This window comes from Pseudomonas sp. 7-41 (assembly GCF_021233075.1).
GTDB lineage: Bacteria > Pseudomonadota > Gammaproteobacteria > Pseudomonadales > Pseudomonadaceae > Aquipseudomonas > Aquipseudomonas veronii.
The window spans coordinates 5,300,396-5,314,294 of record NZ_CP089551.1 but is presented as its reverse complement, the minus strand read 5'-3'; the positions used below and the strand labels follow the sequence as shown (position 1 = coordinate 5,314,294).

13 protein-coding genes are annotated in these 13,899 nt (G+C 59.0%); 8 read left to right on the top strand and 5 right to left on the bottom strand.

Annotation, left to right across the window (positions count from 1 at the left end):
* Positions 1–80 precede the first annotated feature (80 nt).
* Positions 81–2,477: a membrane-bound PQQ-dependent dehydrogenase, glucose/quinate/shikimate family gene (locus LQ249_RS24025; protein WP_232565949.1), complete on the bottom strand. Its 2,397-nt coding sequence runs from the start codon at positions 2,475–2,477 to the stop codon at positions 81–83.
* A gap of 866 nt (positions 2,478–3,343) precedes the next feature.
* On the opposite strand from LQ249_RS24025, the gene LQ249_RS24020 reads away from it, so the two are divergent.
* Positions 3,344–4,729 (top strand): MFS transporter, encoded by a 1,386-nt coding sequence (locus tag LQ249_RS24020; protein ID WP_057005513.1) that lies wholly within the window; start codon positions 3,344–3,346, stop codon positions 4,727–4,729.
* A 58-nt stretch (positions 4,730–4,787) separates the two neighbouring features.
* Here LQ249_RS24020 and LQ249_RS24015 read toward each other — a convergent pair whose 3' ends face one another.
* The 4 genes from LQ249_RS24015 to flgA form a co-directional block, all read right to left on the bottom strand.
* The gene (locus LQ249_RS24015) at positions 4,788–5,537 is read right to left on the bottom strand and encodes a flagellar brake protein (protein WP_017849177.1); all 750 of its coding nucleotides are present in this window, start codon (positions 5,535–5,537) and stop codon (positions 4,788–4,790) included.
* A 96-nt stretch (positions 5,538–5,633) separates the two neighbouring features.
* Positions 5,634–6,104, bottom strand: a complete 471-nt coding sequence (locus LQ249_RS24010) for a flagella synthesis protein FlgN (protein ID WP_057005512.1) — start codon at positions 6,102–6,104, stop codon at positions 5,634–5,636.
* A 48-nt stretch (positions 6,105–6,152) separates the two neighbouring features.
* The gene (flgM, locus tag LQ249_RS24005; protein WP_017849175.1) at positions 6,153–6,476 is read right to left on the bottom strand and encodes a flagellar biosynthesis anti-sigma factor FlgM; all 324 of its coding nucleotides are present in this window, start codon (positions 6,474–6,476) and stop codon (positions 6,153–6,155) included.
* A gap of 142 nt (positions 6,477–6,618) precedes the next feature.
* A complete protein-coding gene (gene flgA / locus LQ249_RS24000; RefSeq protein ID WP_032804943.1) occupies positions 6,619–7,383 on the bottom strand; it encodes a flagellar basal body P-ring formation chaperone FlgA in 765 nt (254 codons plus the stop codon).
* Positions 7,384–7,464: 81 nt separating this feature from the next.
* On the opposite strand from flgA, the gene LQ249_RS23995 reads away from it, so the two are divergent.
* From LQ249_RS23995 to LQ249_RS23965, 7 genes are all read left to right on the top strand, one after another.
* Positions 7,465–8,397, top strand: coding sequence for a chemotaxis protein CheV (locus tag LQ249_RS23995; RefSeq protein WP_026140310.1), 933 nt, complete (start codon positions 7,465–7,467; stop codon positions 8,395–8,397).
* A gap of 42 nt (positions 8,398–8,439) precedes the next feature.
* Positions 8,440–9,267, top strand: a complete 828-nt coding sequence (cheR, locus tag LQ249_RS23990; RefSeq protein ID WP_026140309.1) for a protein-glutamate O-methyltransferase CheR — start codon at positions 8,440–8,442, stop codon at positions 9,265–9,267.
* A gap of 303 nt (positions 9,268–9,570) precedes the next feature.
* Positions 9,571–9,978, top strand: coding sequence for a flagellar basal body rod protein FlgB (flgB, locus tag LQ249_RS23985; RefSeq protein WP_003175633.1), 408 nt, complete (start codon positions 9,571–9,573; stop codon positions 9,976–9,978).
* A gap of 3 nt (positions 9,979–9,981) precedes the next feature.
* Positions 9,982–10,425 (top strand): flagellar basal body rod protein FlgC, encoded by a 444-nt coding sequence (gene flgC / locus LQ249_RS23980; RefSeq protein ID WP_046382341.1) that lies wholly within the window; start codon positions 9,982–9,984, stop codon positions 10,423–10,425.
* A 16-nt stretch (positions 10,426–10,441) separates the two neighbouring features.
* Positions 10,442–11,167, top strand: coding sequence for a flagellar hook assembly protein FlgD (flgD, locus tag LQ249_RS23975; RefSeq protein WP_126589468.1), 726 nt, complete (start codon positions 10,442–10,444; stop codon positions 11,165–11,167).
* A gap of 31 nt (positions 11,168–11,198) precedes the next feature.
* Positions 11,199–12,515 carry a flagellar hook protein FlgE gene (gene flgE / locus LQ249_RS23970; protein ID WP_057005510.1) on the top strand — a complete coding sequence of 439 codons (1,317 nt, stop codon included), beginning with the start codon at positions 11,199–11,201 and terminating at the stop codon, positions 12,513–12,515.
* A 227-nt stretch (positions 12,516–12,742) separates the two neighbouring features.
* Complete coding sequence (locus LQ249_RS23965) at positions 12,743–13,813, top strand: hypothetical protein (RefSeq protein WP_232565948.1); 1,071 nt, start codon at positions 12,743–12,745, stop codon at positions 13,811–13,813.
* The last annotated feature ends 86 nt before the right edge of the window (positions 13,814–13,899 follow it).

Here is a 13,899-nt window from a genome sequence, read left to right as displayed (position 1 = left end):
TCGGTTGCACCGTTCTTTTGTGACTTGGAAAAATAACCCCCGTAAACGGGGGTTATTTTCATGCAGTGGCAACTAACGCATTACGGCTTGATGTTGTCCGGCAATGCATAAGCAATGATGTAATCACCGACGTCAGGCGAATGGCTCATGCCGCCGGCGGAGATGACCACGTACTGCTTCCCGGTGGTGGGCGACTGATAGATCAGTGGGGCGGCAACTGCGCCAACCGGCAGGCGGGCTTTCCAGACTTCTTTGCCGGTGGCCGAATCGAGCGCGCGCAGGTAGTAGTCCTGGGTGCCCGCAAAGAACACCAGGCCAGAGGCTGTCGACGTCGGACCGCCGAGCGTCGGCATGCCCAGCGGAATCTGCAGGTGTGTCTTGATCCCCAGCGGGCCGGTGTCCTGCACGGTGCCCATGGGAACCTGCCAGAGCAGTTTCTGCGTATTGAGATCAATCGCACTCATGCTGCCGAAGGGCGGGGAGTTGCACGGCACGCCCAGTGGCGACTGGAGAATGTCGATTTTCACGCCGCCATAGATACCCGCGACTTGCGGGCGAATGGTGCCCATGAAACCCGGCACTTCATCGGTCGACACCTTGAACTTCTTGGTTTCTTCCTTGGTCACCAATGACATCCGCAGCGGCATCCGCATGTCGTTGACGAACATCGTGCCGGTGTTCTCATCGATGGAGATGCCACCCCAGTTCATCCCGCCCAGCAAGCCAGGCCATTCGATGTACGGCTTTTCGGTTGGCGGCGTAAACGGCCCCGCGTAAACCGAGTCTTTGAACATGATCCGGCAATACAGTTGGTCGAATGTCGACACGCCCCACATCGACTTTTCAGTCAGAGGGTCGGCCCCGATCACCGGCATGCCGGCCGAGTACGGTTGCGTCGGCGACAAGTGTTCGCCTTCTGCCGCAGGAGAAGTCGGAACGGCACGCTCCTGCACCTCGGTGACCGGCTGGCCAGTACGACGATCCAGCACAAAAATCTGGCCGGTCTTGGTGGTCTGGATCAAGACCGGGGTTTTCACGCCTTGGGCATTCTTGATGTCATAGAGAACCGGCTGCGATGGCAGATCGTAATCCCATACATCATGGTGAATGAGCTGGTAGACCCATTTGGCTTTGCCGGTCGAGGCATCGACTGCCACGACGGCCGAACCAAATTTTTCTTTGACTGCGTTGCGATCACCGCCCCAATAGTCGGGCGGGCCATTGCCGGTCGGCAAGTAGACCAGGTTCAGCTCTTTATCGTAGGTCGGGATCGTCCATACGTTAGGTGTTTCCAGCGTGAACTGGTGATCGGCCGCGGTCGGGTCGGTGCCTTCGGGCGCGCCGACGTCCCATGCCCACACCAGCGCACCGCTCAGCACGTCGAAGGCGCGCACGGCGCCGGAAGGTTCGCCTGCCACAATATCGCGTACCCAACCGCCCACCACCGTGAGGTGGCCCATGACCACAGGCAGGGAGGTCGGGTGGTAGCGCTTGCTGTTCTCGGTCGGGCCCATGCCTTTCTTGAGATCGACGTAACCGTTGTCACCAAAACTCTGGCACAAGGCGCCGGTGTGCGCGTCAAGTGCAAACAGGCGGGCATCCACCGACGACACCAGAATACGCTGGCGACATTGCTGCTGATCGGTATACGAGGCCTTGACCGCCGCGCTCAGGCTGTCGTCTTTTTCGATGTCGTAATAGCCCACGCCACGGCACGTCACATGCTCTTCGCTTTTGGCGTGAGGGTCGAACGTCCAGATCGCCTTGCCCGTATCGCCATCCAGCGCGGTGATCAGGTTTTCCGGGGTACACGAATACAGCACGTTGCCGATCTGCAGCGGGGTGTTTTCATCAACGCCAGCGCCGGCGCCGGTGGTCCTGCGTCCGGTTCGGTAGGTCCAGGCTACTTGCAGGTCCTTGACGTTTCCCGGCGTGATCTGCGTGTAAGGCGCAAACCGCGTCCCTGACGCATTGCGCCCGAAGAACTCCCAGTTTTCAGGTGCGCTGGCGGGGCTCGTGGCCTTGCTCGAGTCAGTCGCGGCCACAGGGTTCGAGATCCCGCCGTGCGGGTAGAACGCTGCAATGAAGGTGGCGATCAAGGCCAGGAATACGGCGAAGCCGAATCGGTTCGCCGTGCGCCGGGTGCTCAAGGCTGTTTCCGGGAATGCGGCACCGACCCACAAGCTGAGGGTCAGGATGATCGCCGGCACCACCAGGCGCGGCAGCAGTTGCCAGTAGCTGAGCTGACCCACTTCGTAGAACGCCCACACACAGGTGGCGAGGAATACGACGACGGAGAGGGCGATGCCGATAGGTTTACGCAAGACAAACAGTGCCGCCAACAACAGATAGGCGAGGCCAGCCAGCAAGTAATAACTCGACCCGTCGAGTGCTACCAGCTTGAATCCGCCATAAATCAACGCCAGTGCCACGGCAAAAACAAGCAGGGAAAACAGTCCCCTTGCAATAGTGCTCATTGAGGATCTTCCAGAGTGAGATCGATGATCGTCTGTCATATTTGTATATGCTCAGTTGGGGAAATACGTAACGGCTTGCGCTATTTACCAACAACTTGGCCGAATATTGAGTTCGGCCTTTAGTTGGCCGGGTGCGGTTCTTCCATGATCCCGATAGGCTGGCTTGCCGACGGCAAGCGAGCTTTGGAAATCAGCGTAATAATTGGCCATCCCCGTATTCCTGGTCTGGATGCCGACACTCTTTCGCCCCAGCCCTCCACGTTGAAAGCGCCGTTCGATAACGAACGGGATGCTTAATAGAGGCTGATTGAGTTTCGGCAGGAGGGATAACGAAAACGTTGGCGGCTGTATTACGCCCGCTTGACGATTGTCCACGTGCTCAGTCGCGAGTGAATCGTTCCGAAGGCTCTGTCGGCCTTGTTCGGGTTACATGCTTTACTCCGACTGATTCGCTGGTTAATCGCGGTGGATTAACGCGTAGACCAGTCTATAGCGCTGGTTTTTTGGATAAATCCATAAGACTGGAAAACAATGTTGATAAAACAGTAACAATTCGCGGCGATACGCATCGGCGACGCCGGCGTGCGGGTAATCATGTGCAGGCGCGGCGGGGGGCTTTTGGGGCGTGCTCGGTCTTTTCAACACTCGGTCGAACCTTGCGCGTGATCGAGGTTCACAGGTGGTGCGGCGAGTATTTCGCGCAACCTTGTACCTTGTGTGTCACCCGGTAGCGTCTGAGCTGTAGTCCATCGTTTTCACACAAAATATTCCCCGGAAACAGCGCCTGGTGCCTGTCCGGACCCGACCCCCGGGACTATCATGCCGGTAGCCCTGACCCTCACTGCAAGGAGCCGCTCGGAACGCCGATGCGCCAGATCTGGAAATCTTTTCGAGCCCTTTATTTCGCCTCCTTGATGATGCTGATCGGCTCCGGCCTGCTCAGTACGTACCTGGCCTTGCGCCTGGCGGCCGACAACGTCGACAGCCTGTGGGTCGGTGCGCTGATGGCGGCCAACTATTCCGGCCTGGTACTGGGCGGCAAGATCGGCCACCGCCTGATCGCCCGGGTCGGGCATATCCGCGCGTATGCCACCTGTGCCGGGATCGTCGGCGCGGCGGTGTTGGGCCATGGCCTGATCGACTGGCTGCCGGCCTGGATCGTCCTGCGGGTCATCGTGGGCCTGGGGATGATGTGCCAGTACATGGTCATCGAAAGCTGGCTTAACGAGCAGGCGGACGCCAAGCAGCGTGGCGTAGTGTTCAGCGGCTATATGATTGCGTCCTACCTTGGCCTGGTGCTGGGGCAGTTGATCCTGGTGATGCATCCCCAGCTCGGCCCCGAGTTGCTGATGCTGGTCGCGCTGTGCTTTGCCCTGTGCCTGGTGCCGGTGGCGATGACCCGGCGCATTCACCCGGCGCCCCTGCGTCCGGCGCCGATGGAGCCACGCTTCTTTATCCAGCGCGTGCCGCAGTCGTTGAGCACGGTGCTGGGGGCGGGGTTGATCGTCGGTTCGTTCTACGGTTTGGCGCCGCTCTATGCGTCCCAGCAGGGGCTGAGTACCGAGCAGGTCGGTCTCTTCATGGGTAGCTGCATTTTTGCCGGGTTGGTGGTGCAGTGGCCGTTGGGCTGGCTGTCGGACCGTTACGATCGCGCACTGTTGATTCGCTGCTTCGCCCTGTGCCTGGCGGTGGCGGCATTGCCGTTGGCGATCCTGAGCAAGGTGCCGCTGGAAGTGCTGTTCGTGGCCGGGTTCCTGTGTTCGCTGGTGCAGTTCTGCCTGTACCCGCTGGCCGTGGCGTTTTCCAACGACCACGTCGAAGGCGATCGTCGGGTATCGCTGACGGCCATGCTGCTGGTGACCTATGGCGTGGGCGCCAGTATCGGGCCGTTGCTGGCCGGTGTGGTGATGAAGCTGTTTGGCAGCCAGATGCTGTACGCGTTTTTCAGCCTGTGCGCGCTGATCCTGGTGTGGCGTATCCGGCCTAAAGCGGTGACCAACCTGCATCAGGTCGACGATGCACCGCTGCAGCACGTGGCAATGCCTGACAGCATGTCCAGCTCGCCGCTGGTGGCTGCCCTCGATCCGCGGGTCGATGAGCAGATGGTGCAGGAGCAGATGCAGACGGCGGTTGTCGAGCCCGAGCCTGAAACCGACGCGGAATCATCGGCGGATGAGCCGCTCTTCGAAGGGCCGCCGGAACCACCGGGCCCGGATGAGCATCCCCACGGCCTGAGCAGGGCGCGCCCCTGAATGCAAAAACGGGCAGATCCCCAAAGGGTCTGCCCGTTTTTTATCGCGATCTGAATGCTTAAAAATCGTCGTCTTTGTCGAAGCGTCGTGCTTCGCGTTGCAACTGGTACACAAAACGCTCGACCTGGCGCTGCACCAGGCCGCTCATGTTGTGGAAGCGCACGCCGGCGAAGGTGGTGTTGATCTTCTCTTCGAAGTGCAGGTAACGCAGTTCGACCGAGGTGGTCATGCTGCCAAAGGGCAGTGCGGCGATAAAACGGTCGTAGACCTGGCCCAACTGCAGGCGCTCGGAAATATCGCCTTCAAAGCGCAATTTGCAGCCGGTGGCGGAGATATCCAGCAGCTTGCCGCTGACCGGCGCCTTGAGTTTCTCGCCGCCCAACTCGATATTCACCAATTGCGCGAGTTTCAGCGCGGCGCGGAACGCATTGCGGCGCTGATGGTAGACCACTTCGTCCGGCATGTTGCCGCTGTAGATACGGTGGCCGCCTTTTTCGCTGATGCTCAGGGTGCCGTTGCTTTCCCAGGCAACGCGCACGCCGTCGTGAAAGCCTTCGATGCGGAAGGGTTCGCCATTCTCAAGGTAGCGTTCGCCATCGCGGGGGATCATTTCGTCCAGGGCCAGGGTCTTGCTGTCCCGGTCGACGTCGACCAGGTAGCTTTGAAAGCGCTGGCTGCGTTCATGGAAGGTGATGATCAGCGGGTCATGGCTTTCTTGCAGCATGCGCAAGGTGCCAGCGATTTCCAGAGGCGTGGTGAACACCTTGGGTGGCTGCGGAGCTTCTTCCGCATTAAGGGCGTTGAACACGGTTCTTCCATCTCCAGACAATATACGACTACACGCAAGAACCATCATTTTGCCAGTATGTCGCACGCCTTGGATAGGGCGCACGTTAAACCGACGTCAGGCTTGGCTGCGGGTGCTTGGCTTGACCATGCGCGAGGTAGAGCCTTGGGCGTTATACAGGGCCGGAGGTTCGCCGCCATGGAGTATGCGCAACTGATTGGCGGTCGTGGCTTGCTGAAGCTGGATCGACTGACCGTTGAGCAGGTTGGCTTCCTGACACTGGGTGAGTAATTGATTGAGTTCTTTGCTCTGGGCCAGCAACTGATCGCCGACCGAGGAATGACTGGCCAACTGAGCGAGGCCGTCTTGATCTGCCGGTAGGCCGAGGCTGACGAGAATCTGGCTACGCTTCTTGCCGTGCTGTTCCAGCAGGACAATCAGCGACTGCTTGCGCGCCAGGATTTCTTCCAGCAGCGGCATATCCCGGCCATACAGGGCCAGGGATTCTTCTTTGAGCAGCTCGAGCAATTGTTGCGTCGGCGCCAGATCATCAATGATCAGTTGAAGCAGATTTTCGTCGTGGTGCATGGCTGGCCTTGGGTTTTAAGCGTCCAAAAGCCTGGCGCAGGCCTTTGCCTAGCGCTCGGCTTCGAAGTTAAGCAGCTTGCTGGCTACACGGTTGCTGTCGACTTTATAGCTGCCATCGGCGATTGCCTGTTTCAATTCGGCCACACGGGCTTGATTGACGACAGGTTGATCGCGCAGCGAGTCAGTGACCTTCTGCAACTGTTGAGCCTCATTGCTCAGGTGTACGGATTCCCCGCTTTGGCTGGCGCCGGCCTGTTCCGCTTTGGCGGGCAGAGGCTGGGCCTTGGCGTCTACGCTGTCCTTGGTGCCGCTGGTGCGCGTAGTGCCTGGCAAAGCCGGGGCGTTATTCAAACGGCTGAAATCGATGACCATGATAAAAAAACCTCTGGGTATTTGGACGCTTGCCATGGTTTCGGCCATACCCGGACAAACTTTAGGCGCGATTGACAATAAACCTGCATGCACGAACGTCAGGCGTACAGTGTAGGAAAAGCTGGCGTCCTATTCCAGTGATCTATAAAGCCACCTCGACTTGGCCCGGCGCGGTGACCCGTGCCTTGATGACGCGGTTGGAATTGAGGTTCTTGACCCGGATCTGTTCGCTCATGCCGCCGTTGGACAGCGCTTCGCCCGGCATCTTCACATTCAGCCCGCCGCTGCTGGCGGAAATGATGACCTGGTCGCCCTTGCGAATGACTTCTGCCTGTTCAAGATGGACCAGGGTGATGACCTGGTCGGCGACCATTGGTCGGGTCAATCGTTGCCCGACAGCCTGGTCCACTGACGTCAGGTAACCCTGATTGATCAGGCTGATGTCCCGCTCGCGCAAGATGACATCCTCATAGCCGATGATTCCGCTGCGTTTGAGCGGCCGCGACACCACGACGACATCGCGGAACAGTTTGACCTGGGCGGGCACGAACACGGTCCAGGGCGAGGTCCCTTCACAGCGCACCTTGACCGTCACGCGACCAATGGGCTGGGCCGGGCTTTCCAGGCTGGCTGTCAATTCCTTGTCGCACATCGGCATGCGCAGGCGCGGATCCAATTGGTTGACCTGGATTTCATAGCGTCCTGGCGTCTGGGTGGTTGCCAGATAATCTTCTACAGTGAATTCAAGAAAGCCTTGGGTGACGCCGATAAGTAGATCAGGCAAGGTGACGTCGGCGGCGCGGGCAGTGATGCCTGCGCCCACGGCAAACAACGCCATCCAGGCGCAGAGCAATCTGCGATACCGTGAGTGGCGAGTGCGTCGGGAAACTGTCGTTTTCATATCCATAGCCAATAAAAAGCAAAGCTCGTGCCGTTTAGTGTTGGGTGCGCGTCGTACCCCCAAAGGTTTTAGCGTAGGAGTCTGGGCATGGCAGGTGTAATGGATTCAGTAAACCAGCGTACACAGCTGGTAGGGCAGAATCGCCTGGAGTTGTTGCTTTTTCGCCTGGACGGCAAGCAGCTCTATGGCATCAACGTGTTCAAAGTGCGGGAAGTGCTGCAGTGTCCCAAGCTGACGATCATGCCCAAGTCGAGCCCGGTGGTGTGTGGCGTAGCCAACATCCGTGGCGCGACCATCCCGATTCTCGACCTGGCATTGGCCACGAGTTCGGCCGGCCTGCAAGACCGCGAAAACCCGTTTGTGATCATTACCGAATACAACACCAAGACCCAGGGTTTCCTGGTGCGCTCGGTGGAACGTATCGTCAACATGAACTGGGAAGAGATCCATCCACCGCCCAAGGGCACCGGTCGCGATCACTACCTCACGGCGGTGACGCGAGTAGACAACCAGTTGGTCGAAATCATCGACGTGGAGAAAATCCTCGCCGAAGTCGCACCGACTTCCGAAGCGATTTCGGTTGGCGTCGTCGATGCCGAAACGGCGCACAAGGCGGTTTCGCTGCGGGTGCTGACGGTGGACGACTCCTCGGTGGCGCGTAAACAGGTGACCCGTTGCCTGCAAACCATCGGCGTTGAGGTGGTGGCGCTCAACGATGGCCGCCAGGCGCTGGATTACCTGCGCAAACTGGTGGATGAAGGCAAGAAGCCGGAAGAAGAATTCTTGATGATGATTTCCGACATCGAGATGCCGGAAATGGACGGCTATACCCTCACGGCTGAAATACGCAACGATCCACGCATGCAAAAATTGCATATCATCCTGCATACTTCGTTGTCGGGCGTATTCAATCAGGCGATGGTCAAGAAGGTCGGTGCTGACGACTTCCTGGCTAAGTTCCGCCCTGATGACCTGGCATCCCGGGTAGTCGACCGGATCAAGGCAGCAGATCACGGCTAGGGGAATTTCCCTGGCGGTCACACGATTTAAGAGGCGGTATCATTGTCTACGGGTAATTTGGATTTCGAACAGTTCCGGGTCTTCCTGGAAAAAGCCTGTGGCATATTGCTCGGTGAAAACAAGCAGTATCTGGTATCCAGCCGTCTCAACAAACTGATGGAACAGCAGGGCATCAAGTCCCTCGGTGAGTTGGTCCAGCGGATTCAGAGCCAGCCGCGCAGCGGGCTCAAGGAAATGGTGGTCGATGCCATGACCACCAACGAAACCCTATGGTTTCGCGACACCTACCCCTTTGAGGTACTCAAGAGCAAAGTGCTGCCCGAGGCGATCAAGGCCAGCCCGGGTCAGCGTTTGCGGATCTGGTCGGCAGCCTGTTCCTCGGGGCAGGAACCGTACTCGATTTCGATGGCGATCGACGAGTTCGAACGGACGAACATGGGCCAGTTGAAGGCCGGCGCGCAAATTGTCGCCACCGATCTGTCGGGCACCATGCTCACCAACTGCAAGACCGGCGAGTACGACAGCCTGGCCCTGGGCCGCGGTTTGTCCCCGGAACGCCTGCAGCGTTACTTCGACCCGAAAGGGGCGGGGCGTTGGGCGGTCAAGGCGCCGATCAAGAACCGGGTGGAGTTTCGCTCGTTCAACCTGCTCGACAGCTACGCCAGCCTGGGCAAGTTCGACATGGTGTTCTGCCGTAACGTGCTGATCTACTTCTCGGCCGAAGTGAAGAAAGACATCTTGCTGCGCATCCACGGCACGCTCAAGCGCGGGGGGTATCTGTTCCTCGGTGCATCCGAGGCGCTGAACGGCCTGCCGGATCATTTCCAGATGGTGCAGTGCAGTCCTGGGATCATTTACCAGGCCAAGTAAGTCGCACGCAGTCAAAGTGTGGGAGGGGGCTTGCCCCCGATAGCGGTGTGTCAGTCTCAGTATCTATGACTGAACCACCGCTATCGGGGGCAAGCCCCCTCCCACATTTGTTTTGCGGCAAGGTAAAAGCGGCAACTCCCGATTGCCGCTTTACTGGCGCCACGCGGAAGCCGTTTGCCGCTTTTCTGGCATTGCCGCCGGCAATCTCTGCGTAACCCCTTGATATATGGGCTTTAGCCAGATTGGCATGCACCTTGCTATAACCCTGTTAACGAACAGCAGGTCAGCCTAAAGGTTTCCGCCATGAGCATCAGCTTCGATAAAGCGCTCGGTATCCACGAACAAGCCCTCGGCTTTCGCGCCCAGCGTGCCGAAGTCCTGGCCAACAACATTGCCAACGCCGACACCCCGAACTACAAGGCTCGGGACCTGGACTTCTCCGCCGTGCTCGCCGCACAGCAGGACAAGACCAAGAACGGCACCTTCGCCTTGAACATGACCAACAGCCGTCATATCGAAGCGCAAGGCCTGAGCAGTGGCGACGAATCGCTGCTGTATCGCACGCCGATGCAGCCGTCGATCGACCAGAACACCGTCGACGCGCAGTTGGAGCAATCGGCCTACGCCGAGAACTCGGTGAACTTCCAGGCCAGCTTCACCCTGCTCAACAGCAAATTCAAAGGGCTGATGTCAGCCCTGCGTGGAGAGTAAGCCATGTCCTTAGCCAGTGTTTTCAATATTGCCGGTAGTGGCATGAGCGCGCAGACCACGCGCCTGAACACCGTCGCCAGTAACATCGCCAACGCCGAGACGGTGTCTTCGAGCATCGACCAGACCTACCGCGCCCGTCACCCGGTGTTCGCCACCATGTTTCAGGGCGGCCAGAGCAGCGGCGGCGATTCGCTGTTCCAGAATCAGGACGCTGCCGGGCAAGGCGTGCAGGTACTCGGCGTGGTTGAAGACCAGAGCAATCTGGAAGCGCGCTATGAGCCTAATCACCCTGCGGCGAACGAAAAAGGCTACGTGTACTACCCGAACGTCAACGTGGTCGAGGAAATGGCTGACATGATCTCTGCCAGTCGCTCGTTCCAGACCAACGCGGAAATGATGAACACCGCCAAAACCATGATGCAGAAGGTCCTGACCCTGGGTCAGTGATAAGGGGCGCCAAACAATGGCCATTGTTGATACGACGAACAACACGGCAGTCCAGGACCTGTTCAACAGCAAGGTCAAGACTGCGACGGACAACAGCAGCCTCAGCACCGCCACCAAGACGGCAACGGGCAACCAGTCGCTGGGCAAGGATGCGTTCCTGCAACTGTTGGTGACCCAACTGAAGAACCAGAACCCGCTGTCGCCTCAGGACAACGGTGCGTTCGTGGCTCAGTTGGCGCAGTTCAGTAGCCTGGAAGGCATCAACACCCTGAACGACTCGGTAAACAGCATCTCCAGCAACTTCAGCTCGTCGCAAGCATTGCAGGCTTCGTCGCTGGTCGGTCGCTCGATCATTACCCAGACCGACAAGGCGCTGGTGGACACCAGCAAGAGCATGACCGGCTCGGTCGCAGTGACGGCGGCAACGGGCAACGTCTCGGTCAAGATCACCGACAAAGACGGTGTCGTGGTGCGTACCCTCGATATGGGCGCACAGAGCGCGGGCAGTTCCGACTTCATCTGGGATGGCAAGAACGCTGACGGTGAGGTCGCCCCGGCAGGGACTTACACCTTTACGGCCACCACCAAGAATGACGCGGGCGACGCAGTGGCTCTGGCCACTTCGCTGCCGGCGACGGTCACCAGCGTGACCCTGAGCAAGACCGGCGGCGAAATGCTGCTCAACCTTGCAGGCGGCATGGGCAGCGTCAAGCTGTCGCAAATTCAGACTATCGGTACATAGAGCCGGCTAGATACGGCAGAGGGAGAGAAACATGTCTTTTAACATCGGCCTGAGCGGCCTCTATGCGGCCAACAAACAACTGGACGTGACCGGCAACAACATCGCCAACGTCGCGACCACTGGCTTCAAATCGTCCCGTGCGGAATTCGCGGACATCTACGCGGCGTCCAAGCTGGGCACCGGCCAGAACAGCATCGGTAACGGTGTGAACCTGGCGGCCGTGTCCCAGCAATTCACCCAGGGCGACGTCAACAACAGTGGCGGCATCCTGGACATGGCGATCCAGGGCGGTGGCTTCTTCGTACAGAAGGGCAGCGACGGTTCGCTGGAATACACCCGTAGCGGTGCTTTCCGTGCAGACAAAGACGGCTACATCACCAACAACACCGGTACTTCGCGCCTGCAAGGCTACGCGGCGGATGACAACGGCAAGATCGTCAAGGGTGGCTTGGTCGACCTGCAACTCAACTTGTCGAACCTGCCGCCAAAAGCCTCCAGCACCGTCGATTCCACCAGTAACCTGAACTCCTCGGAGGCGGTGATCGACCAGGTGGCCAAGCCTTTCAACCCAACCGACACCAAGACCTTCACCACCCAGTACAGCACCACCTTGTACGACACCCAAGGCAACGCTCACCCGATGGTGCAGTACCTGGTGAAGACGGGTTCCAACCAATGGAACTCCTACACCCTGATCGACGGGCGTAACCCTGATGGTACCCCGATCAGTGGCGCAGGCGCGGTGGCACCTGTCGCGTCGACCCTGACGTTCGACACGGCCGGTAAGCTCGCTGGCGTGGTCACCCCGCCCAGCATAGTCTCCAACACCACCCTGACCATTTCCAACTGGAAACCGGGCACCGTGACCAACGGTGTATGGACTGCTAACGGCGCCGCTGCCAACACCGGCGGTATTGCGGTCAACATGGCGAATATCACCCAGTACAATTCGGCCAGCTATCGCAACCCACCGGTCACCGATGGCTATGCCACCGGCCAGATCACCGGGCTGAAAATCGACGGCAGCGGTGTACTGTTCGCCACCTTCAGCAACCAGCAGAGCAAGGCCATTGGCCAGATCTCCCTGGCCAGCTTCAACAACGAACAAGGCCTGCAACCGGCAGGCGGCACGGCCTGGAGAGAGACCTTTGCCTCGGGCCAACCGGGATACGACACCCCTCAAGCCGGCACCCTCGGTTCGATCGTGGCCAACTCCCTGGAGAACTCCAACGTCAACCTGACCAACGAGCTGGTGGACCTGATCAAGGCCCAGAGCAACTACCAGGCGAACGCCAAGACCATCTCCACCCAGAGCACCATCATGCAGACCATCATCCAGATGACCTGATGCGCTAACGCTGCACAAGAAGCCCCTCGATCGAGGGGCTTTTTTTTGCGTTTTATTTGGCATCAGGACCTTTTCCCACCCCCGATGCGGTTACGAGATGACACGCCTTTGTTGGAACGCACCACACCTGTCTTTCCACCTATCAAGCCGAGAGGCGTTGGGTTGTTTCATTACCTGGGAGAGGCGGTATGTGGAATTCATCGATATCCGGCCAAGGGGCTGGGGGGATGCGTTACGAGGGGGGGTGGGGAGGACAGTACCAGAAGGGGGTCAACCAGTCTGATGGCACCAAGGACGACAAGGGGGCCGTCAAGGACAGTATCACGAAGCTGATCAAGGAGCTTGAAGATGCCGAAAAAACCTCCAAGAACCAGACGGCCCAGGAGCTGCGGGACAAGCTGAATGAAAAGCGAAAGGAGCTCGGCGAAGAGAAGTTCAAGGAGATCCTCGAAGAGGTGAAGAAAGACGCGCCTGAGGGCTTTCAGGCGTTCATGAAGAGAGCCTTCCCGGAGGAATTTCCGGATGGCCCGGATGCGCCGCCGTCACCAGCACCGTCTCCATCCCCCTCTCCGGACGGCGGTGGGGGAGGGGGGGGCGGCGGCGGCGGCGGTGGAGGCGGTGGAGGCGGTGGAGGCGGCGGCGGTGGTTTCGGCCCCAGCGAGTCCATGAGCGACAAGCCGATTACCGAAGGCGCGAAGCATTTCGACTACAAGCCCGATGACAGCGAGCCGGGGAAAAAACCGGAGAATATCTGGAGCGGCTTCAGACAGGGGCCGGACGGCAATTGCGTGACGGTTTCAGCGATTAAAGCCGCCATGATGCAATTTGGCGAGAAGCCCACCGACGTCTTCAAAGAGGTCAAAGAGACGGGTAATGGCTACTCTGTGACCATGCGCGATGGTGTCAAGGTTGACCTGACCAAGGATGAAGTGCGGCTGGCTGCCACCCATGCACGTTTCCAGGGCGATGACCCGAAAATGATGACCAACGCCAATTTCATGTTTGCCGTCAGCGCAAAACGGGCGCAATTGGAAAACAACGACGGCACTGCCGGACGCAGCTTTCTGGATGGCATACGTACCCTCAATGATGGCGAGTACAGCCGGGAAGGCTTGGACCGTCTGGGCTTGCGCAAAAATTACCGGCAGGCCACGGATGCCGACTTGCGAAGCGGCAAGGTGGGGACGGTGGAGTATGGCGGTCATTCGATGGCGGTGATCGGTGGCCGGATTGAGCTGTGGGGCAAGCGGGGCGGGGTGCCCCGGTCGGGGATTGCGACCATATTGTTCGACGACTGATGAGCCTTTGCCCAGGCAAAAGAAAACCCCGATAAACCCAACTGCAGCAAGGGATTATCGGGGTTTTCCAATCCCGGGCCATCAAG